This window comes from Leisingera sp. ABM4_060, from assembly GCF_056158765.1.
In genome coordinates, this window is the sequence record NZ_JBSWTX010000003.1 from 80,185 (window position 1) to 102,371 (window position 22,187).

Here is a 22,187-nt window from a genome sequence, read left to right on the forward strand (position 1 = left end):
GCTCAGCCTTTGCTCAGCAGGATTTCGCGGGGGTAGCTGGTGATATAGTCGGTGCCGGTCTCGGTCACCACCACGGAATCCCCGATCCGGCCCGCGGTCACGCCGTCGACCGAGATGCCGCCATCCACCGCAAAGGTCATGCCAGGCTGCAGCACGGTCTTGTCGCCTTCCTTCAATTCGGGCGCTTCCAGGTAGGCAACGCCGATGGAGCGGCCGGTGCGGTAGCCGGTTTCATAGCCGCGGGCGCGGTAGACCTCGTTGGCGGCGGCGGCGACGTCCTCGGCCAGGACGCCCGGCCGCATCACGGCAATGGCGGCCTGCTGGGCTTCGATGGCGGCCTCCTGCACGTCGCGGGCCTGGTCGGTCACGTCGCCGATGTGGAACATACGGTCAAAGCCCAGCTTGTACTGTTTGAACTGCGCCATGTTGCAGAAGCAGAAATAGACCGGGTCGAATTTCTCGTAGGCCCGCACGTTGGCGCGGCGGTGTACCATCGAGGTCTCGGTGCCGCTTTGCAGGATCTGCAGGTTGTGGATCATCGGTGAGACAAAACGGTCCCAGCCCTTGGCGGTCAGGAAGGTGGCCGCCTTGCGCGAGCCTGCTTCGATCACGGCCAGCGCGCTTTCATACTCGCGCGCGCCTTCGCGCAGGCTGTCATGGGCCGCGGCCATCATGGCGCCGGCGATCTGGCCCGCTTCCTTCATGACGCCGATTTCAAACGGCGTCTTGATGGTGCGCATGGCGCCAAGCAACGGCGAGATGTCCCGCAGCGGCACGCCGGGATAAGTGTCGTCCAGGTGGTTGCGGACGATGGCAGGAATGGTGCCGCGTTCGATCCAGATCTCTGAAGGATTCCCGCCCAGAGCGCCCGCCAGGGCCCGGCCCCAGCTGCGCCGGCCGATGTCTTCCCAGGTGCGCACGTCCTCGACCCAGGTCATCTCTGCCACCATTTCGGATTCCATCAGCGGGGTGATGACAATCGGCGCTTCATTGGCGTCGACCACCAGCATCGAGGGGCGGCCGAACTCGATCCCCAGATAGCCCCAGAACCCGGCCAGATAGGCGATCGAGCTTTCGTCGGTGAAGACGGCCTTCTCAATCCCCGCCTGGCGCATGCGGTCCTGCAGGTCGAGCGTGCGTGTCTTGGCTTCTTCCAGCATGAGGTGTTTTCCTTCTTATACAGGTGTCTATTTTGTAACTCAGTCCAGCAGGCCCGGCAGGAACAGGGCCACGGGCGGCACGAAGGTCACGATCAGGACCATTGGCAGGTGTCCCAGCAGCAGGAACTTCATAGTCGGGCCGACATAGACCGACAGCGGCTGGCGGGTGACACCGCCGGCCATGTAGAGGAGCGGCGCGCAGGGCGGGGAGATGTTGCCAAGCCCAAGGTTGGTGCCAACGATAGCGGCAAAGTGGATCGGATCCAGACCGATCTTCTGGGTGACCGGCAGCAGGATGATCGCAGCCAGCACACCGCCCGAGACATCGTCGATGATCATGCCCATGATGAGCAGCAAGAGGTTGATCAGCAAGAGGATAACGATCTTGTTGTCGGAAATCGTCAGCAGCAGATCGGCGAACTGGGTGGGGACCTTGGCCAGCACCATGCCGCGGCTCATCACAAACAGGAAGAACAGCACCATCAGGATCGCACCGGTCAGCCGGGCGGCCTCAACCGTGGAATTGAACAGCATCTGCATCGGCAGCGAGCGGTAGATCGCAATGCCCACGATCAGAGTGTAGACCAGTGCCACGGCGCCTGCCTCAGTCGGGGTGGCGATGCCGCTGTAGATGCCGCCCAGCACGATCACTGGCATGACGATCGCCAGGCTGGCTTTCTTGCCGGTCGTTGCGGCCTCGGCCAGGGTTTCGCGCAGGGGCAGCTTGGGGGCGGTGGTGATGGTCTGATTGTTGCGCAGGAAGAAGAAGTTCAGCGCGCAGTAGATCAGCGCCAGCAGCACGCCCGGCCCCATGGTGGCGAGAAAGCACTTGGCAACGGATTCCCGGATCGCAATGGCAAAGACGATCATCGGGATCGAGGGCGGGATCATCAGCGCCAGCACCGAAGAGACCGCGACCAGCGCAGTGGCATGGCCGGGCGGATAGCCTTCCTTGATCATCCGCGGCACCATGATCTTGCCGATGGCGGCAATCGCGGCCGAGGCGCTGCCGGAGATTGCACCGAACAGTGCACAGGTGATGACGGTGACGGCGCCCAGCCCGCCTTTGGTGCGGCCGACAAAGCTGTTCACGAAGTTCAGCAGCCGCTCGGAAATACCGGAGGCGCCCATCAGCGTGCCCGACAGGATGAACAGCGGGATCGCCAGCAGCGAAAAGGCGCTGACCTGGGAATAGCCGAAACCGGCATGAAAAGAGATATTGGTGCCGGACATCAGCCCGTAAGCCAGTGCGCCGGTGCCAAAGGCAAAGCCAACCGGAACCTCGACCAGCAGCAAAAAGATGATGGCCAGGAAGGCGATGAGGAATACGGTCATGGGGTCAGTCTCCGCCTTTGCCGGTCACGAGCGCGCGTGCTTCGAGAAAGGCTTGCAGGGCCAGGTAGAGGATCATCAGGACAAAGCCGCTCACCATGCTGAAATCCCAGATGTATTTGGGCAGCCGCATGTAGGTGCTCTTGCGGTTGAGGGAGAGGTTGTAGGCCGCGAAATCCCAGGCGAACCAGGCAAAGACCACAACCGTCACCAGGCAGCACAGGGTGCCGAACAGCCGCACCGACAGCAGGGTCTTGCGGTTCTGCGTCAGCAGGGTCAGCACGCCGCCCTCGATATGGTCGCGCTCGCGGGTGCAATAGGCCATGCCGATAAAGTAGATCCACAGGGCCAGCATCGGCGCCAGCTCCTCGATCCCTAGGAAGGGCGAGGCAATCACGTAGCGCATGAACACCTGCGCCGCCATCAGCAGCCCCAGCGCGATCATGGCGGCGAACAGCACCACCCGCATCAGCAGGGCCAGCCTGTCCTCGAGGGCATAAAGCCCGCCAAGCCCGCGGTAGACCGGCGCTGCAGCGTCGCCGCCTGCCGGCATGATCGGCTCCGGGGTCAGGACGTTGTCCAGACTGTCGGTATGCAGAAGCTCTTTGGTCATGCGCTCTCCTCCCTGGTCAGTGCATGATGTGGGTCTGCGCCCGCGGGAGAGGCGGGCGCAGAGGGGATGGATCAGTTGCCGCCAGCAGCAGCCTTGATCTGGCCCATCACTTCGGCGCCGATGATCTGTTCCATGTAGGGGTATTCCACTGCGGTCACCTGCTGGCGGTAGGCCTCCAGCTGCTCGGGCGTCAGCTCGACAACCTCGATGCCGGCCTCTTTCATCTGGGCAAACCACTTGGGGCTTTCGGCTTCGGCGTTTTCCCAGGCCCAGGCCACAGCCTCATCCGCAGCAGTGCGGATCCAGCCCTGTTGTTCTTCGCTCAGGTCATCGAACCAGCGCTTGTTTGCGGTCCAGAACGTGTGCTCGAAGTTTTCGCGGGTGAAGACGTAGGCGCTGACCACATCCTTGAACAGCAGCACTTCGGAGGGCGGCGAATAGGCGCGGCCGTCGATGGCGCCGGTCTGAAGGGCTGTATGCACCTCGCTGAAGGCCATCGGGACGGGGGCAAAGCCGGTGGCCTTGTAGCGCTCGATCGCCATCGGCATGCCAGGCACCCGCATCTTGAAGCCCTCGGCCTCCTCCGGGAAGCTGGTTGGAACCTCGACACCTTTACGCACCACAAAGCCGGTGAAATCGGTCGGGATTGTGCCCAGCAGCACCATGCCCAGATCGTTCATGATGCCGTCATAGACGCCGTTCATCACCGACCCCGGGCCATAGATTTCGCGCCCGGTTTCCCAGTCGCTGGCGACATAGCCCAGAACCGAGACATCCCAGCGCGGGTCCAGTTCCGAGTGGTTCCAGGACATGGTCATTTGCACTGCGCCCTGCGACACCTGCTCGACGATCGAGGTCCAGTCGCCCAGATCGCCGCCCGGATGGTAGTCAACGGTCAGCTCACCGCCGGACAGCGCGTCCAGCCGCGCCGAGAAGCGTTCGGAGACATGGTGAAAGATGTGCTGGGTGTCCATTACATGGCCCAGAATGATGTCTTCGGCCTGTGCTGCAGGCAGCGTTGCAGCCAGCACGCCAGCCGCCGCGGCACCCGCTTTTATCAATGTTGCGATCCCCACGAAGGTTTCCTCCCTGTTCGTGTTCCAGTCGCGGTCCGAATCAAGTTTTCGGCCCCATCGTTTGCTAAGCTGTACACAGCTATTGCGTCAACAATCATTTTTCGGGCGAAAAATAGCAAAACTGCGCCATGCTGCATGCATCACAAGAGGATGGATTGAGCTAAGATGCCTGTAAGACCAGCTTTTCCTGCGCGCCTCAGGGCAGGCAATCGCAGAGAGAAGTTCCGGTTTTGACTGCCCGGCCCCAAGGCCGCTGCCGGGTGGCCGCCTGAAAGTGACCACCTGCAGGCTGCGGTAAAAGGCCACCCGGTAAAAGGTTCGGAATCTTCGAGATTTTCAAATGGTTGTGGAACTTATCGTTTGAAACTTCGCGCGGAATGATTGACACTGGGCCACACGTAAAAAACTCGAAGCGGGGGGCGAAATGCCCTTTTGAGTTGTGGCGCTCAGGATGTAAAAAGAAAATACGGGTTGGCACGCAGCCGTGCCAAATTCAGCGCAGGCCGCACCCGCTTTTGTGGGATTGGCTTTCGCTTTCAAGCTGGCAAACGTATAGGATATGGATTGAATACACAGAACTTGCGGCTTGCATGCATCTTTGCGCGGGCATCGTGATTGGTGAAGGTCAGCCAGGTATTAGGAGACCGAAGATGAATTTACCACGGAAGGTGCTGCTCGTCGAAAACGATGAGTTCACCCGTTACATGATGCGGGAAATAATTGTTGCTTTGGGAGTGGAAGTTGAAATCGCGGTGGATGGTCAGGACGGTGTGGACCGGCTGACGCAGGATCCCGACGAATTCGGCCTTGTGCTGATGGATCTCCACATGCCCAGGGTCTCCGGGATCGAAGCCGCGCGCCAGATCCGCGAGGCGCCGATGGACCCGCCCAGCAGCATTCCGATTGTCGCCATAACCGCCGATGTCACCTACCACGATGACGATTTGGTCAAGCGTTTGGGAATGAACGGTTTTGCGTCCAAGCCAGTGACCCCCGGGCAATTGCTGAACCTGATTGACCAGTATTGCGCGGCGGCCTGAGCTGTCAGGGCTTCATAAAGGCTTTTGATTTGGCGCCTGCGAACCGGCAGGGGCAAGCGAGGATATTTTGAATACCGAAACCGAGACCAAGGAAGTACCGGAAGCCGATCTCCGCTTTGTCGGAATCGCCGCCTCCGCCGGCGGGCTGGAGGCTCTCTCCCTCCTTGTGCAGCACCTGCCGCCAAAGTCGCATGCTGTGTACATCGTTGCCCAGCATATGTCGCCGACCCACAAAAGCGTGCTGACGTCGCTGATCTCGCGGGAGACCTCCCTGCCGGTGCGGGAACTGACCGGAGAGGTCGAGCCGGAGGCTGGCACGATTTATGTGACGCCGCCAAATGCCGATGTGGTCTATGAGAATGGCATGCTGCGGCTGCGCAACCCGGCCGGGCACCATGCCAGCCCCAAACCGTCCGCGGACCGGCTGTTCAAGAGCATTGCCGAGTATTGCGGCGAAAGCGCCATCGGGATTGTCCTGTCGGGCACCGGCAGCGACGGCAGCTATGGCGTGCAGGCCATCCGGGAGGCCGGGGGGATCACAATTGCCCAGGACCCGGCTTCGGCCAAATACGACGGCATGCCAACCTCGGCCATCGAAACCGGCTGCGTCGATCTGACGATGACACCGGATCAGATCGGCGACCACTTTGAGAAGATTCTTGCGAAGCCACGCAACCTTGAGCTTGCCCGCCCGCTGGAAGGCGAGCCCAACAAGCTGAGCGAACTGTTTGATATCCTGCTGGCCCGGACCCAGGTGGATTTCACCAACTACAAGGAAAACACGCTGAACCGCCGCATCGCCCGGCGGATGAGCGCGCTCAACATCGAAGTGTATGACAATTACGTCGACTACTGCCGCTCAAACGTTGATGAAGTGGACGCATTGCACCGTGATCTGCTGATTTCGGTCACCCGGTTCTTCCGCGACCCGGAACAGTTCCGGAAGCTGCACAAGCAGCTTCAGCGGCAGATCAGCGACCGCGTGCCGGGACCGATGCGGGTCTGGGTCGCAGGCTGCGCAACCGGAGAGGAAGCCTATTCCATCGCCATCATGATCGCCGAATGCCTGGGCGGCATCAATGCGCTGACCAAGAACAACGTGCAGGTTTTCGCAACCGACATCGACCAGAACGCGATCGAAGTGGCACGCCGCGGAGTCTATCCCATTGCTGCAGCGCAGGACATTCCACCGAACTACCTCAAGGAGTATTTTACGATCAGCGAGAGCGAGATCGCGGTGCGCCAGGAATTGCGCAATGTGACATTGTTCTCGCGCCACAACGTGTTCCAGGACCCGCCGTTCATCAATGTCGACCTGGTCACCATCCGCAACGTGCTGATCTACTTCAACCTGGCGCTGCAGGAACGCGTTCTGACCCGGCTGCACTACTCGATGGCGGCAGGCGGCCTCTTGTTCCTGGGCACCTCGGAGACGGTCGGTGAAATGCGGGTGTTCTTTGAAGCCAAGGACGAATCTGACAAGATCTTTGGCAAGCGGCGCGGGATCTCCGGCGAGGTCGCGATGCCTGCAACGCGGGCGTCGGTGGCCATTGGCCGCTCCTCGGTGGCCCGACTCGCCAACCCGGTATCCGCGGATGAACGGGCGGCCCTGGCGGAAATGTCGCTGGCCAAATCCGTCGCCCCCAATGGTGTCATCTGCACCCGGAACGGGGAAATCATCGAGGTGATCGGCGACATCAACCCCTACAGCGAGATACGCGCGGGCATCTCCACGTCGCTCAACGTGAAGATGCTGATCGACCCGCTGCGAACCGAAGCGTCAAGCCTGATTGCCGTGGCCCTGCGCAGCGGTGAACGCCGGACAGGGCGCTGGCATTCGGTCGACGCGCCAGGCGGCAACCGGGTCCAGCTTCAGGCGTTTCCCTTTTACAGCCGCCAGGGCGGTGAAATGCACTGCCTCCTGGGCTTTGATTGCCGGTTCGAAGAAAAGAAGGAGATCAGCCTCGAGGAAATCTCGAGCCGCGACCAGCGCGCCTATATGGAGCGGATGGAGCAGGAGATCCGCGCCACTCAGGAGGCGCTGCAGCAGACCATTGAGGAACTGCAGACGGCCAACGAAGAGCTGCAGTCCGCGAATGAGGAGCTGCAATCCACCAACGAGGAATTCCAGGCCACCAACGAAGAGCTGGAGACCTCGAACGAGGAACTGCAATCCACCAACGAGGAACTGCTGACGGTCAATGAAGAGTTGCAAATCAGCGCTGCGGAGCGCCAGGCGCTGGCTTCGGAACTGGAAGCGGCAATGGCTTCCTCGCCTTATGCGTTTGCACTGGCCGACCAGGCGCTGATCCTGCGGCGGATGTCCAAGGTGGCACTGGAATTCTTTGGCCTGAAAGAACTGCCGCCGACCGGCATCCACATCAGCCAGTGCACCCTTCCGGCCGGTTTTCCCGCGCTCGCACCGATCGCCAACTCGATCCTGCGCCTGCAGGAAACCCGCCGCATTCCGGTGATGTCCGGCAACCGGCATTACACCCTGATCCTATCGCCGGTCCTGGATGTGCACAGCAAGCTGATCGGCATGTCGATCACTGTCACGCGGCTCGACAACGAGCCTTTGGACAACCTTCTTTCGATGGTCGGGAAACTGACGCAGGTGGGCTATTGGACCCACAACCTGGATACCAAGGAGGTCTATTTCTCAGAGGAGGCCTATTCGGTTTTCGGCGTCGACCGCGACAAGCACAGCCTGACCCTGGACAGCATGCTGAGCCGGATCCATCCCGGGGACAAAGAGGACATGCTGGATCAGCTTGACGAGCTGAAAGCCGGGGGCGGATCTTTCGAGTTCGAGGCCCGGTTCTTTGCCGACGACGGGATTGCCAAGCGCCTGATGGGCAAGACCCTGTCGATTACCGATTCCCATGGCGAAACTGTTCAGCTTGCCGGCGTCTGCTGGGACAAGGCAAAATACGACGAGCGGGAGATGATGCTGCTCAGCGCCGAAACCATCCAGGAGCAGTTCGGGATCGGCATGTTCTCCTTTGACATCGAGAACAACGTTCCCTCGTGGAACCAGACGATGTTCTCGATCCTCGGGCTCACCTCTGGAACGGATCTTCCTTCAGCCGAAACCATGATCGATCTGGTACACCCGGATGACCGGGAGGTGATTCAATCCTGTTTTCACGACGCCCTGGAAGGCAAGAACGGCTTGCGCCAGGACATCCGGATTTGCCGCGATGACGGCACGGTCCTGCGGGCCGAACTGTTTTGCAATTCGCATGTGACTGGACGAGGCCGGGTTTCCCGGGTGTTCGGGGGGCTAAAGGTCCAAAAGGTGATGGAACCCGTCTAAGGCAGGTGCGCACAATGAAACCAGAACGGAGCAAGGTCCTGAAGAAGCCCGCAGGCGCTGCTCCGTTCTCTGCAACAGCGGCTGGTATTCTTCATGACAAGCCTTTACCAATTGTGGCAAGTTCAGCACTCAACCGCTTCGGCCGATATCTCTGCAGCGCTTGCCCGGCTTCCAAAGGGGGCTGACGTGGACGAAACGGTGATCGGAAATGCATTCCTGCTGTCGCCCTACGCATCCTTTGTGATGGACTGGGAATGCAACATCCTGGTTTGCAACAAACGCGCCGAACGCCGCTATTGCCCGCCGGGAATTGATCTGGACACGTTGCGCGGGCGGAACTTTGCAGATCTGACTTCTGCAGAAAACGGTGACGTTCTGCAGACAGTCCGCGCAGGCGCAGCCTCCGGCCTGATCAAACTGCCGATGCTGATGGGAAGCGGCGCGCTGGCGTCTCAGCCCGCGCCGTTCCGGGTGTCGCTTCTGAAATCCGCCTCCCGCGGTGAGAGGCTGATCCTGCTGACCCAGGACCAGCTGAAATCAACGGCTGAATCGCTTCAGAGAATGAATGCCCGGCGGGCAGAAATTGAAGCGGACCTGGTGAAGGCAAAAGAAGTGAACACCCGGCTTTACGAGACGCTGATTTCAATGGAGGCTTTCGCCCATGCCGCCTCGCATGACCTGCGCACACCGATCAGCACTTTGATCGGCTCGCTGCAGTTCTTCAGCCAAAAGTACCGGGGCAACCTGCCGCCGGAAGCCCTGGAATTTCTGGACGTCATGTCCCGGGCCGCAAATCAGATGGATGCGCTAACAACGGAACTGCTGGACCACTCGGTCTCAACCGCGCAGCAGCTGCAGTTTGAAAAGGTCCGCCTGGTCTCTGCCATCCGCGAGGTCATGCATGACCTGGCCTATCAAATTACCCAGGACGAAGCAGAGGTATCCATCAGCGGCGGGGATATCCAGATCCACGCCGACCCGTCGCTGCTGCGCATGGTGCTGACGAACATCCTGGCCAACGCCCTGAAGTACAAAAGCGCCGAGCGGAAACCAACGATCACTTTTTCGCTGCGCGGACAGGATCATCTGAGCTGGATTCTGGACATTTCAGACAACGGACGGGGTTTCGACCAGGCGGAAGCCGATGCGATTTTTCTGCCGTTCCACCGGACCCACCTGGATGTCAAAGGAACCGGTATCGGTCTGGCCACCTGCGCCGAGATCTGCCGGCGTCATGACTGGATTTTCACCGCCTCAGCGGTTCCCGGCGAGGGCGCAACTTTCTCGATCCGTTTTGAGGCGCGCTGACCGCTTGCTGCGGCTCCCGCCATACTGCGTCAGGTGCTGGTGCTCAGCCCGCCCGGGCCTCCGCTGACAGCGGCGCGCGGATCCGGTTTACCGCATGATCCACCATGCTGATCAAATCCATCAGGTTCACCGGCTTGCGCAGGACCCAGCGCGTGTTCGGGCTGTAGCCGAACAACTCGCCACGGGGAAACAAGCCGGAGCCTGTTATATACAGCACGGCAACATCCGGCTGTTTCAACGCCGCAAAATCAGCCACGTTCAGCGACGTGTCCTTTCCAATTTTCAAGTCCAGTATCACCACTTCGGGCTGAACCTCGGCGATAACTTTCATCGCGTCGTCGCAGGTTGCGGCCGGAGTGACCGAATATCCCATATCTTTCAATGCCATGGCGAAGGTGAAACGGAGGCCGTCATCGTCTTCCAAAAGAAGGACATTTGTCATATTACACCCTTGCACGATTCTATACCCGTTTAGATTGCAAGACCGCTCTAAGCTCTGGCAACAGGAATAGAGAAAGTGGCGAAAATTTAACGGAAGGTAAATTTTTTAGCCGGCCCGCAGGAGCACCGCCAACCGGGCTGGCACAATAGCACCTGCCTGTCCGGTGTTGAAGCGGCTGGCCCCGCGGGTTTCTGTTGCCGCCGGAAGGGCATGTTACTAAGGTTCAGCCATTCGGCCCTCAATCAATAGCTGCACGAAGCGGCAGGGAACTGATTGCCCTGGATCAGCAGGATGCAGTTGCAGGATTGGCTGCCTGTACCAAGTCCCTGCACAAATTCTAGGAGAGGATATTTTGCATTACCTGAAGCGCGAGCTTTATGACCTTGTGGAAAATGACAGGGTGATCTTCGATTTCCTGCAAATCGGATCGCTTGATGGCCTGTGGTACTGGGATCTGGAGAATCCGGAGCACGAATGGATGAGCCCAGAGTTCTGGCGCCTGTTCGGGATTGATCCGGAAACCAAGACGCACAGCCCCGATGAATGGCAGGACCTGATCCATCCGGACGATCTGGCTTTGGCTCTGGACAACTTTCACAAACATTTGGCGGATCCAGACCATCCCTACGACCAGATCGTCCGCTACCGCCATGCCCAGGGCCATATGGTAACCGTGCGATGCCGCGGGCTTGCAATCCGCGACGACACCGGCAAGCCGATCCGGATGCTGGGCGCGCATAACGATTTGACCGAACTCAAGGCAAGCGAAGAGGCGCTGGCCCGGAAAAATGCCGAACTGGCAGAGGAGGTGAAGCGCGCCAACAGCGCCGTTGCCGCGCGGACGGCGTTCCTGGCCACCATGAGCCACGAAACCAGGACACCTTTGAACGTTATTCTGGGGCTGCTGTATCTGATCAAAACAGATGAAACGGCCTCTGAGAAAACCCGCGAACGGGCAGATGTCGGCCACAGGGCTGCAGAGCAGCTGCTCTCACAGCTGGTCAATGTCCTGGAAGTAGCGCGGCTGGATGCAGATGCGGTCAGCGTCAATCTGAAACCCATGGAGATTGCGGGCCTCGCCGCACTTTGGCGCAAGACAATAGAAGGAGCTGCGGGCCGCTACGGCAAGGTACTGGACACGGAAATTGTGCTGGAAGGAGACATTCCGGAACAGGTCTGGGTGGACAGCGACAAGGTCACGCAAATCGTGACCAACCTGATCGACAATGCAGTAAAATTTGTCGATGCGGGCTGCATCAGTATCCGTATATCATACGAACCCGCCTCCAGCCTGCCCTTAAGCATCAACGTTCTGGATACTGGCCCCGGTATCCCGCCCGAGGAGCGGTCCCGCGTCCTGCAGCGGTTTGTCCAGCTGGAAAACACCAAGCTTCTGCACAAGGGCGGCTCCGGGCTGGGCTTGTCGATCTGCCAGGAGCTGGCCTCTGTCATGGGGGGAGAGTTGCGGTTCTGCGACGACCCGCCGGCGCCGTTCAATCTGGGCATTATGATCCAGCTGCCTGACAAGGGCGGCGAAACTCCCCGTTGAGCCCCCTTGGCTTTTCCGGCCGCTGCCCTGCTGCGCCTAGACCGCACGCCGGGGCCGCAAACAATCCGCGGCGGCAAATTCCGGTGCCGCCCGTATCCCTGGCTCTCCAGCGCTTTTGCTGCAGCACCCGAATTTACCTCTTCTTCGCTGCCGGAGGCCTTGGTAAGACTCCGGACACCGCGGCAGCACAGGAAGGAGCCTTTGCTTGGCATCGGGTGAAACAGTTTTGACACCTCCCGGCTGGGGCGACCGCAAGCCGGGCGTTGAGGATATTCAGCGCCTGATCCTCAAGCGGATCTGCTTTCTGGAGTACACGCCCGGCGACAGGCTGAAGGAAGCCGAGCTGGCCGAAGAATTCGGCGTCAGCCGCACGCCCGTGCGCGACGCCATCAGCAGGATCAACCACCTGGGCCTGGTGGAGACAATCAACGGCGTCGGCAACGTGGTGATGGAGCTGCCGCCGGAGAAGATCGTTCAGGTTTACGATGTGCGTCTGCATTTGGCATCGCTGATCGGCGCAACCGCGCCTGCAGCAATAGAAGACAGCCATCTGGAACGCGCCCGCGGGCTCCTGCAGCAAGCGCATCAGCTGAGCGGGCAGGTGGACTCCCGCCAGTATGTCATCGTGAACGATCAGCTGAACACGCTGATCAGCGATCTGATCGGCAATTCGGTCCTGCGGTCCTTCTGGACCCAGGCCTATTACCAGGCCGCCAGCACCTGGCACAGGGTTGTCGACTGCGCCGGTGCCGAAGTGGCGGATGCCCTGGTTGCTGAACTTGCGGATATCGAGAACGCGCTGGTCGAGAAAGACATCCTGGCCGTCGGCTATATTCAGCGCATTCACATCGGCTATGGCTACGCCCGCATCAGGAAGTACCTGTTCCGCGAAACCGGTTCTTGACGTTCGGGCTGCGGCCGCCTGTGCCCGGGTGCAAACCGGTTTGGGCGGCCCCGCCGGCCCGCAGCCAGGCTGTACCGGCGTGATCCCGCGCCGCACCGTCAAAACCTTGGCTACGGCCGCCGGCAGGCGGCCTCTTTTTTCATCTTGGCGCTGATGCTCTTGCCGCACCCGCAAAGGCCTCTTGGCAAAGCGGAAAACCTGTCTCCGCTGCACATGGCTGATGCCCCCCGTGTTTTCTTCTGCCGCAGGACGTTTCCGTCGAGATATTTGCAGATCTTTGTGTGAATTTCATTCACCAAAGTTTGCAAATAATGGAATTGAGCTAACCTTTCCCTGTTCCTAAGATGTCGCCAGGACAACCACCAGCAAGGACGCGCACATGCGGCGAACACGATCCAAACGGGGAGCAGGCCCTGCTGCGCCACAGCTGACACAGCCGCCCGCCGGCGGCCGCTTTATGCCGCTGGACCAGAGCAAGCTCGCGTATATCACCGACACGGCTTTTGAGATCCTGGAACGGATAGGTGTGTCGCAAGCCCCTGAAGATATTCGCGAACTGGCGCTGAGTAACGGGGCAGTGGCGCGGGTGGACGGCCGGATCACCTTCCCGCGCATCTTGGTCGAGGACATGATCGCCAAGGCCTGCAAACGGGTGGAGCTGCCGGGTTTCAAGCGCGACCGGGGGGTCGAGGTCGGCGGCGGCAGGGTGCATATCGGCACCGGCGGCGCCGCGGTGCAGGTGCTGGATGCCGCAACCCAAAGCTTCCGCGATTCAACATTGCAGGATCTTTACGGGCTGATGCGCATTGTCGACGCCTGCGACAGTATCCACTACAGCCTGCGCCCTGTAGTGGCGCGGGATCTGGAGGACCCGCTGACACTGGACATCAACACCGCCTTCGCGGCGATGAAGGCCACCTCGAAACCCATTGGCACCAGCTTCTTTGAACCCGCCAATGTGGCGCCGGTGGTGGAAATGCTGGACGCAGCCCTGGGCGATATCCCCTTTGCGGCGCAGCCGTTCTGCTTTGCCTCGATCTGCCATGTGGTGCCGCCCTTGACCTTGGCGGAGGAGGCCTGCGGCGTGATGCGGGAATGTGTGCGGCTGGGGATGCCCTTGCAGATCTGCTCGGCAGCTCAGGCCGGCGCCACCAGTCCGGCCTCGCTGGCCGGCGCCCTGGCGCAGGGGCTGGCGGAATCGCTGGCGGGGCTGGTGCTGGTCAACATGATGCAGCCGGGGTTTCCCTGCATCCTGGCCTTCATGCCGTTCATTTCAGACCTGCGCACCGGCGCGATGACCGGCGGCTCGGGCGAGGCAGCGGTGGCCAATGCCGCCGCCGCGCAGCTGCTCTTGAACCTGGGGCTGCCATCCACCGTTTCGGCCGGCATGACCGATGCCAAGACCGCGGATGCGCAGTCGGGGTATGAGAAAGGCTATACCATCGCGCTCGCCGCGCAGGGCGGGGCCGACATGATCAACCTCTCGGTTGGCATGCTCGGCTCGATCATGGCCGCCAGCAAGGAGGCGCTGGTGATCGACAACGACATGTGCGGCGCCATCCTGCGCTCGGTGCGCGGGGTGGAGATGTTCGACGGCGCCATCGATCTGGACATGATCGAGCAGGTGGTGACCGGCGAGGGCCATTACCTGGGCACCGCGCAGACGCTGGATCTGATGACATCGGAGTATGTCTATCCCCAGCTCGGCGACCGCCAAAGCGTGAACGACTGGCTGGAAAGCGGCGCGCTGACGGTCTGGGACCGGGCCCTGGCCCGGGTCGCCGAGATCGAGGCGATGCCCGCGCCGGACCATCTGCCTGCCGAAGCCGAGGCCGCAATCCGCGCCCGCCTGCCTATTCATCTGCCAGAGACCTTGAAAGTTTAAAGCCATGAAAACCCAAGCCAAAGTTGTGATCATCGGGGGCGGCGCCGTTGGCGTCTCGACCCTTTACCACCTGGCCAAGGCAGGCGTGACCGATACGCTGCTGATCGAAAAGAACGAGCTCACCTCGGGCTCGACCTGGCATGCGGCGGGCAATATCCCGACCTATGCCAACAGCTGGGGCGGCATGCGGGCGGGCAATTACGCCTGGCGCCTCTACAAGGATCTGGCGGAGGAGGTGGATTACCCGATCACCTACCGCCACACCGGCGCCTTCTGGCCTGCCCACACACAGGAGCGGATGGACCTGTTCCGCCATCTGGTTGGGATCTCCAAGGGGCTGGGTTACGAGATGCGCATGCTGACGCCCTCCGAGATGGACGGTATGCACCCCTATTTCAGCTCAGGGACCAGCATCATCGGCGGCATCTATGATCCTTATGAGGGCGACGTGGACCCCTCGCAGCTCACCCAGGCCCTGGCCAAGGGCGCACGGGATCAGGGCGCGGCGATCCAGCGGTTCACCAAGGTCACCGGCATCAGACGCCGCGCATCCGGCGAATGGGAAGTGAGGACAGACAAGGGCGATGTGCGCTGCGACATCGTGATCAACGCCGGCGGCTACTATGGCCGCCAGGTCGGTGGGATGGTTGGGCAAAAACTGCCCGTCGTCACGCTGGAGCATCAGTATCTGGTCACCGACAGCCTGGCGGAGCTGGAAGCCAACCCCGAGAACTTCCCGCTCGTGCGCGATCCCGACATCATGTACTACCTGCGCCGCGAGCGGAACGGGCTGCTCTTGGGCTCCTACGGGCACGAAGGCCGCCCGGCCTGGCTCGACGGGATGCCGGACTGCTTTGCCAACCAGCTTTACCCCGACAGCGTCGATGACATTGCCGAAATCCTGGAGGCAGCGCTTGAGCATGTGCCGCTCTTGGGCGAGGCCGGTGTCAGCCGCTTCGTGAACGGCCCGATCCCCTACAGCCCCGACGGCGCGCCCTTGTGCGGCCCGGCCTTCGGCTTGCCGAACTTCTATCACGCCTGCTGTTTCCCGGTGGGCATCACTCATTCGGCAGCGGCGGCGAAGACACTCACGGAATGGATCACCGAAGGTGAACCGGAATGGGACATGTCGATGTGGGACCCGCGCCGGTTCGGCGAGGAATGGGCAACGTTTGACTACACCGTCAAACGCTCCAGCGAGCTCTATGAAAACCAGTATGCGATCCCCTATCCGCACCGCCTGTGGAAATCGGGCCGTCCGGTGCAGACCACTCCGCTATATGAGACGCTGAAAGCGAAGGGCGCGGTGTTTGGCCAGGTTGCCGGCTGGGAGCGGGCGTTCTGGTTTGAGACAGACGCCATCAAGGACGATGGCGGGCTGAGCTTCCATCACGAAGCCTGGCATGAGGCTGTAAAAGCCGAATGCGAAGGCGTGCGCGACAATGCCGGCGTGATGGATCACGGCGGCTTCACCCGATACGAGGTCGAAGGCCCCAAGGCGACGGAATTCCTGAACCATGTGTTCTGCGGCGCGATGCCGTCGGTGGGCCGGGTCAAGCTCAGCTACATGCTGACGCCCAAGGGCAAGGTCTGGTCCGAGGCCACCATCGCCCGGCTGGACGAGAACAAATACCTCTTGTGCGGCCCGACCCTGGCCGATCAGCGCGACCACGACTGGATGTCGCAGTTCCTGCCGGAGGAGGGCGTCACCCTGCGACGCGGCTCAGAGTTTGATGCGGCGCTGATGGTGATGGGGCCGAAGTCCCGCGATGTGCTGCAGCCGCTGACCGCAGACGACCTGTCGAAAGAAGCCGCCCCCTGGATGTCAGTGCGCGAGATCACAATTGCCGGTGCGCCGGTCATTGCGCTGCGGGTCTCTTATGTGGGCGAGCTGGGCTGGGAGCTGCATATGCGCTCGGCCGATCTGGTCACCGTCTACAACGCCATAATGGAGCAGGGCGCGGACAAGGGCATGGTGGAGTTCGGCTCCTACGCCCTGAACGCGATGCGGATTGAGAAGGGCTACCACGGCTGGGGGGCGGATTTTGGCATCGAATACACGGCCTTTGATGCGGGGCTGGACCGGTTTGTCAGCAAGAAGAAAGACAGCTTTGTCGGCCGCGATGCGTTTCTGCACCAAGCAGAGCAGGTGAAGGACTATCACTTCACCGCCTTTGTGCTGGAGGGCCACGGCGCGGATGCGCTGTCCTCCGACCCGATTTGCCGCGATGGCAAGGTGGTGGGCTATGTCAGCTCCGGCGGCACCGGGTTCCGGATCGGCAAGCGGATTGCACTTGGGTACCTGAGCGAACCATCCAGCCCTGGTGATGTCTATGAGATCGAAGTGCTGGGCGTTCCGGTGAAGGCAACGGTTGCCACGGTGCCATTCTACGATCCCGAAAACGACCGGCTGCGGGGCTAAGGAGATGGCCAAACCTCTTCCCACGGACGTGCAGGTCGCAATCGTCGGCGGCGGCATCGTTGGCTGTGCAACGGCCTACCACCTGGCCAAGGCCGGCTGGTCGGTGGCGCTGTTCGAGCGCAAGAAACTGACCTCCGGCACCACTTGGCACGCGGCCGGGCTGGTCAGCGAGACCCAGGGCGTGCCGGTGATGACAGCGCTGGCAAAGTATGGCCTCGATCTGATGGCGAGCCTGGAGGATGAAACCGGCCAGAACACCGGCTTCAAACGCAATGGTTCAATGACGCTGGCGCTGACGGATGCGCGGGTGGAGGAGCTGCGGCGCAAGGTGGACTACGCCCGCGGCTGCGGCATCCGGGCGGAGGAGATCAGCACGGGAGATGCGCTTGAGCGATGGCCGCTCTTGTCTGCCCATGACGCCAAGGGCGCCTTCTGGTTCCCCGGCGATGGCTATACCAACCCGATCGACACCACCATGGCGCTGGCCAAGGGCGCGCGGATGTACGGCGCGCAGATCTTTGAGGACACCAAGGTTGAGCGGGTTGTAACTGAGGGCGGCCGTGCCATTGGTGCGGAGACCGCGCAAGGCCTGGTGCGGGCTGAGCATGTGGTCAATGCCACCGGCATGTGGGCACGGGAGTTCGGGCTGAGCCACGGCGTGCAGCTGCCGCTGCATTACACCAACCACTACTATGTGGTGACCGATCCCATCGAGGGCGTCACCGGCGACCTGCCGGTGCTGCGGGTAATGGATGAATACGCCTACTACAAGGAGGACGCCGGCAAGCTGCTGATCGGCTGCTCGGAGCCGAACGCCACACCCTGGCTGCCCAATGGCGGTCTGCCGGAGGCTTTCGAGTTCGACGAGCTGCCCTGCGACGAAGAGCACCTCTACCCGGTGCTCGAAGCAGCAATGGCGCGGGTTCCGGCGCTCGCCGAAAGCGGTATCCGCAAATTCTTCAACGGGCCGGAGTGTTTTACCCCGGACGCCAAGCACTATCTGGGGCCGATCACCGATGTAAAAGGCCTGTGGGTCGCCGCAGGCTTCAACTCGACCGGCATCCAGAACGGCCCCGGCGCAGGCAAGGCGCTGGCGGAGTGGATCATGGCAGGCCACATGACCATGGATCTCACGGACGTGGATGCACGGCGCATCGTGCCGGCGCTGAATGCGCGCAGCTACACCGCAGCCAAGGCGGCAGAGACGCTGAGCCACGCCTATGCGATGCACTGGCCCTATCTGCGCAAGACCGAGGCCCGCGGGCTGCGGCGCACGCCGTACTTCGGCCACCTGAAAACTGCCGGCGCCCAGTTCGGCAGCGCCAACGGCTGGGAGCGGCCCTTGTACTATGGCTGCGAGATGACCGACGGCTTCGGGCGCGAGCCGTGGTTCGACGACTGGAAGGCCGAGCATGAGGCCTTGCGTAACGATCTGGGGATGATCGACCTGACCTTCGGCCGCTTCATCGTGGACGGGCAGGGGGCCGAGGCGCAGATGCAGCGGATCTGCGGTGCCAATATGGCGGTAGATCCGGGCGCGCTGGTCTATACCCATATGTTCAACACCCAAGGCGGGATCGAGGCGGATGTGACCGTCGCGCGCCTGTCCACCAGCCGCTATCTGGTGATGGCGTCCGCAGGGGCTGAGCCGCAGACCGAAAGCTGGCTGAAAACCCAGCTGGAAGGCACTGGCGTCAGCGTGGTCAACGTGACCTCCTCCGAGGCAACGCTGGCGGTAATGGGCCCGCGCTCGCGAGACTTCCTGCAAGGGCTGTCCGGGGCGGACCTGTCGAACGAAGCCTTCCCCTTTGCCAGCTTCCAGCATCTGCACATCGGCCATTGCCCGGTACGGGCGCAGCGGATCACCTATGTGGGCGAGCTGGGCTGGGAGCTGCATGTCCCGGCCGAGTTTGCGCAAGCGGTGTTCGAAACCCTCATGGCCGCCGAAGGCGCGCCGCGGCTCTGCGGCGGTATGGCGGTGGACAGCTGCCGCATCGAGAAGGGCTTCCGCCATTGGGGCCATGACATCGGCCCCTTCGACAGCCCGGTGGAAAGCGGCCTGCTCTTTGCCTGCGACTTTGCCACAGAGTTCACCGGCAATGCGGCAATTGAAGCCAGGCGCGCAGCAGGCACCGGCAGCCGCCTGCTGTGCTTCCGGCTGGAAGACCCCGAAGCCCTGGTCTTTGGCAAGGAACCCATTCTGCTCGATGGCAAGATCGTTGGTCGGCTGACCTCGGCCTCTTATGGCTGGACCGTCGGCGGCGCCGTGGGCCTGGGGTATGTTTCCAACCCCGCGGGTCTGACCCTGAAGGATCTGACTGATGGCGCCTACGAAGTGATGGTGAATGGCCGCGCAGTCAAAGCCGCCGCTAGCCTCCGGCCGTTCTATGATCCCGCCATGGCGCGGGCGCGCGGCTGATCACACAGCGGGCGGGCAGCGGTCCGCTGCCCGGCTGCCGTCATGTGATGTGGAACCCCGCACCCGGCAGGCTGCACCATTCCGACAGCAATTCGGCGACCTGGCAGATCGGGTCGCCGTCCTCCATGTCCTCAGTCCGGATCGCGGCGCACCAGGGCACGGAAATCCCGTCCTGCGTCACCCGCGCGCCAACAATGCGGCCTTCCTTCAGGGCGGTTTGCAGGGCCCAGTTCGACAACACGCTGGTGCCGAGGTCAGAGGCAACAAGCTCGACAATAGCCTCTGGCAATTCGACGGTAGCGGCCCATTTCGGATAGCTGTCGGTGGGGCGGAACAGGCGGGCGAATTCGCGGTCCGGTTCGGGCACCTTGGTATAGGTGATGAACGGCTCGCCGACGATATCGGCGCCTTCGACAAACTCCCGCCCGGCCAGCCGGTGGGACGGGGACATGATATAAAGCAGCGGATCTTCAAACAGCGGCAGGCTGCGCAGCCCGGCCTGGGCAACGTTGCCGGACATGACCGCAATGTCGATATGGCGGTTCAGGACCCCGGTCAGCGGGTCGCTGCGGGCCCCGGCCATGATCTGCAGATCAATCCCCTCGGCCCGGGACTTGAGGAACTTGATGAAGGCCGGCAGCCAGCGGTAGTTGCTGTAGGCCTCGACCGACAGCCGCACCACGTGCTGCACATTGGCATTCATGCGGCGCACGTCCTCTTCGGCGCGGCTGAGGTCGGACAGGATGCGCTCCGCCACCACCGCCATGTAGTCAGCGGCCGGGGTTCTGCGCAGCTTCTTGTGCATCCGGGTGAACAGCGGCACATCCAGACGGCGTTCCGCCTCCCGCAAGCGGTGGGAGAGGGCGGAGGGTGTCACGCCAAGCATCTTGGCGGCATCGGTGATGCGGCCGGTCTGAATGATTGCCTGGATCAGCTGCAGATGGCGGAGGTCGAGCAGAGGTTTCACGGTTTTGCCTGAATTGTTTTCACAAGCGGGAGAAAACTTCGGGATCAGCGCTCAGTCAAGGCGCTTGTGAAACCACCGCAAGGCCGTCCTGAGCCCGCAGGTATGGTCGCCGGCCCGAACCACTCAATCGAGCAGGGCAAAACCCGCCGCGTGCTTTCACCGCCTGACCTGCGCCCGCAGGCGGAAACCGGCCGCCCTTCGGCGGAGGAAGACGCTGAACTTGGCCCAGGCTCGGGCAATCGCCGAAGCCGGCGCCGCAAAGTGAGCACCCCCAACCGGTACCATTCTTGGCGTGTTTTGGTTCCCCGCCGCGGAGGGGAACCAGCTGGCGGGGTCAGCCCAGCACCGCCTTGACCGCGCGCAGGGTGGCGTCGACCACCTGATCGGCCTCGGCGCGGGTCAGGCAGAACGGCGGTGCAAAGCCCAGGATATCGCCCTGCGGCATAGCGCGGGCAATGACCTTGTCCTGCTCCAAAAGCTTGGCGGAGATCTGCGGCCCGATCTTGTCCGCGGCATCAAAGAACGTGCGGCTGTCCTTGTCCTTCACGAACTCCACCGCGCAGAGCATCCCCTCGCCGCGCACATCGCCCACATGGGCATGGCCTGCCAGCGCCTCGGCCATTGTTGCGTTCAGATAAGCGCCGGTCCCGCCTGCATTGCTGACAAGGTCCAGCTCATCAATCAGCTTGAGGTTCGCCACCCCCGCGGCCGCACCGATCGGATGCGCCGAATAGGTCCAGCCGTGGCCGATCGGGCCGTTCTCATCGGTGCCTTGCTCCAGTACCTTCCAGACCTTGTCCGAGACGATGGACCCCGAAAGCGGCGCATAGGCCGAGGTGAGTCCCTTGGCGATGGTGATGATATCGGCCTCAATCCCGTAGTGATCAGAGCCAAACATGGAGCCAAGACGCCCAAAGCCGGTGACGACTTCATCGGCGACCAGCAGAATGTCGTGTTTCTTCAGCACCGCCTGAATGGCCTCCCAATAGCCCGCAGGCGGCGGCACGATGCCGCCGGTGCCCAAGACCGGTTCGCCGACAAAGGCCGCGATGGTGTCCGCGCCCTCGCGCTCGATCAGCGCCTCCAGCTCGGCCGCGCAATGGGTCACGAATTGCTCTTCGGTTTGGTCCAGGTTATCACGGCGGTAGTAGTACGGCGCCTCGGTGTGGATCACCTGCTCCACCGGCAGATCGAACTTCTTGTGGAACAGCTCCAGGCCGGTCAGCGAGCCCGTGACCAGCCCCGAGCCGTGATAGCCGCGCCAGCGGGAAATGATCTTCTTCTTCTCCGGGCGGCCCAGGATGTTGTTGTAGTACCAGATCAGCTTGACGTTGGTTTCATTCGCGTCAGAGCCGCCAAGGCCGAAATAGACCTTGGACATGTTCTTGGGCGCCCGGTCCAGGATCATCTTGGCCAGCGTGATCGAGGCCTCGGTGCCATGGCCCACGTAAGAGTGGTAGTAAGCCAGCTCCCGCGCCTGATCCGCAATGGCTTCGGCGATCTCTTGGCGGCCATAGCCCACGTTCACGCAGTAAAGCCCGGCAAAGGCATCCAGCAGCTTATTGCCGTCGCGGTCCTCGATGAACACGCCGGAGGCGGTCCGGATCACCCGGGCCGGGCTCTCGCCGCGGGCGTGCTGGGCCAGATGGGTGGAGGGGTGAAAGAAGTTTTCGCGGTCCCATTGGCCGAGCTGGTCGTTCTTCAGCATTAATTGTTCCTTCCGTTTGCGTTCTGCGGCCAAGAGTTTTCGA

General features: G+C 61.9%; 15 protein-coding genes. 8 read left to right on the top strand and 7 right to left on the bottom strand.

Going from position 1 to position 22,187, the window contains the following annotated elements; genetic code table 11:
• Positions 1–2: 2 nt before the first annotated feature.
• The 4 genes from ACXAEH_RS22415 to dctP form a co-directional block, all read right to left on the bottom strand.
• Complete coding sequence (locus ACXAEH_RS22415; RefSeq protein ID WP_475036264.1) at positions 3–1,160, bottom strand: M24 family metallopeptidase; 1,158 nt, start codon at positions 1,158–1,160, stop codon at positions 3–5.
• Between the two features lie 39 nt (positions 1,161–1,199).
• Positions 1,200–2,495: a TRAP transporter large permease gene (locus ACXAEH_RS22420; RefSeq protein ID WP_475036265.1), complete on the bottom strand. Its 1,296-nt coding sequence runs from the start codon at positions 2,493–2,495 to the stop codon at positions 1,200–1,202.
• A gap of 4 nt (positions 2,496–2,499) precedes the next feature.
• Entirely contained in the window at positions 2,500–3,105 is a 606-nt protein-coding gene (locus tag ACXAEH_RS22425) for a TRAP transporter small permease (protein WP_475036267.1), read from the bottom strand.
• Between the two features lie 71 nt (positions 3,106–3,176).
• Positions 3,177–4,181 carry a TRAP transporter substrate-binding protein DctP gene (gene dctP, locus ACXAEH_RS22430; protein ID WP_475036268.1) on the bottom strand — a complete coding sequence of 335 codons (1,005 nt, stop codon included), beginning with the start codon at positions 4,179–4,181 and terminating at the stop codon, positions 3,177–3,179.
• Positions 4,182–4,831: 650 nt separating this feature from the next.
• Here dctP and ACXAEH_RS22435 point away from each other — a divergent pair.
• The 3 genes from ACXAEH_RS22435 (at position 4,832) to ACXAEH_RS22445 (ending at position 9,848) form a co-directional block, all read left to right on the top strand.
• On the top strand, positions 4,832–5,221 hold the full coding sequence (locus ACXAEH_RS22435) for a response regulator (protein WP_475036270.1): 390 nt from the start codon (positions 4,832–4,834) through the stop codon (positions 5,219–5,221).
• 67 nt (positions 5,222–5,288) lie between these two features.
• Entirely contained in the window at positions 5,289–8,540 is a 3,252-nt protein-coding gene (locus ACXAEH_RS22440; protein ID WP_475036272.1) for a chemotaxis protein CheB, read from the top strand.
• A gap of 93 nt (positions 8,541–8,633) precedes the next feature.
• Positions 8,634–9,848: a sensor histidine kinase gene (locus tag ACXAEH_RS22445; protein ID WP_475036274.1), complete on the top strand. Its 1,215-nt coding sequence runs from the start codon at positions 8,634–8,636 to the stop codon at positions 9,846–9,848.
• Positions 9,849–9,891: 43 nt separating this feature from the next.
• On the opposite strand, the gene ACXAEH_RS22450 is transcribed toward ACXAEH_RS22445, so the two are convergent.
• On the bottom strand, positions 9,892–10,272 hold the full coding sequence (locus ACXAEH_RS22450; protein WP_475036276.1) for a response regulator: 381 nt from the start codon (positions 10,270–10,272) through the stop codon (positions 9,892–9,894).
• A gap of 370 nt (positions 10,273–10,642) precedes the next feature.
• Here ACXAEH_RS22450 and ACXAEH_RS22455 point away from each other — a divergent pair, with 370 nt between their 5' ends.
• The 5 genes from ACXAEH_RS22455 (at position 10,643) to ACXAEH_RS22475 (ending at position 19,469) form a co-directional block, all read left to right on the top strand.
• Positions 10,643–11,839: a PAS domain-containing sensor histidine kinase gene (locus tag ACXAEH_RS22455; protein ID WP_475036278.1), complete on the top strand. Its 1,197-nt coding sequence runs from the start codon at positions 10,643–10,645 to the stop codon at positions 11,837–11,839.
• A 205-nt stretch (positions 11,840–12,044) separates the two neighbouring features.
• Positions 12,045–12,743, top strand: a complete 699-nt coding sequence (locus ACXAEH_RS22460; RefSeq protein ID WP_475036280.1) for a GntR family transcriptional regulator — start codon at positions 12,045–12,047, stop codon at positions 12,741–12,743.
• Positions 12,744–13,122: 379 nt separating this feature from the next.
• Positions 13,123–14,628: a trimethylamine methyltransferase family protein gene (locus tag ACXAEH_RS22465; RefSeq protein WP_475036282.1), complete on the top strand. Its 1,506-nt coding sequence runs from the start codon at positions 13,123–13,125 to the stop codon at positions 14,626–14,628.
• A 4-nt stretch (positions 14,629–14,632) separates the two neighbouring features.
• Positions 14,633–17,050 carry a GcvT family protein gene (locus ACXAEH_RS22470; RefSeq protein WP_475036284.1) on the top strand — a complete coding sequence of 806 codons (2,418 nt, stop codon included), beginning with the start codon at positions 14,633–14,635 and terminating at the stop codon, positions 17,048–17,050.
• Between the two features lie 4 nt (positions 17,051–17,054).
• Entirely contained in the window at positions 17,055–19,469 is a 2,415-nt protein-coding gene (locus ACXAEH_RS22475; protein WP_475036286.1) for a GcvT family protein, read from the top strand.
• A gap of 40 nt (positions 19,470–19,509) precedes the next feature.
• On the opposite strand, the gene ACXAEH_RS22480 is transcribed toward ACXAEH_RS22475, so the two are convergent.
• On the bottom strand, positions 19,510–20,436 hold the full coding sequence (locus ACXAEH_RS22480; RefSeq protein WP_475036288.1) for a LysR family transcriptional regulator: 927 nt from the start codon (positions 20,434–20,436) through the stop codon (positions 19,510–19,512).
• A 334-nt stretch (positions 20,437–20,770) separates the two neighbouring features.
• Positions 20,771–22,144, bottom strand: a complete 1,374-nt coding sequence (locus tag ACXAEH_RS22485) for an aminotransferase (protein ID WP_475036290.1) — start codon at positions 22,142–22,144, stop codon at positions 20,771–20,773.
• Between the last annotated feature and the right edge of the window lie 43 nt (positions 22,145–22,187).

What these genes read in the sequence shown, in the direction of transcription:
- ACXAEH_RS22445 (WP_475036274.1), top strand. Translation starts at nt 8,634, where the DNA reads ATGACAAGCCTTTACCAATTGTGGCAAGTTCAGCACTCAACCGCTTCG.
- ACXAEH_RS22475 (WP_475036286.1), top strand. Translation starts at nt 17,055, where the DNA reads ATGGCCAAACCTCTTCCCACGGACGTGCAGGTCGCAATCGTCGGCGGC.
- ACXAEH_RS22465 (WP_475036282.1), top strand. Translation starts at nt 13,123, where the DNA reads ATGCGGCGAACACGATCCAAACGGGGAGCAGGCCCTGCTGCGCCACAG.
- ACXAEH_RS22470 (WP_475036284.1), top strand. Translation starts at nt 14,633, where the DNA reads ATGAAAACCCAAGCCAAAGTTGTGATCATCGGGGGCGGCGCCGTTGGC.
- ACXAEH_RS22415 (WP_475036264.1), bottom strand. Translation starts at nt 1,160, where the DNA reads ATGCTGGAAGAAGCCAAGACACGCACGCTCGACCTGCAGGACCGCATG.
- ACXAEH_RS22420 (WP_475036265.1), bottom strand. Translation starts at nt 2,495, where the DNA reads ATGACCGTATTCCTCATCGCCTTCCTGGCCATCATCTTTTTGCTGCTG.
- ACXAEH_RS22485 (WP_475036290.1), bottom strand. Translation starts at nt 22,144, where the DNA reads ATGCTGAAGAACGACCAGCTCGGCCAATGGGACCGCGAAAACTTCTTT.
- ACXAEH_RS22435 (WP_475036270.1), top strand. Translation starts at nt 4,832, where the DNA reads ATGAATTTACCACGGAAGGTGCTGCTCGTCGAAAACGATGAGTTCACC.
- ACXAEH_RS22425 (WP_475036267.1), bottom strand. Translation starts at nt 3,105, where the DNA reads ATGACCAAAGAGCTTCTGCATACCGACAGTCTGGACAACGTCCTGACC.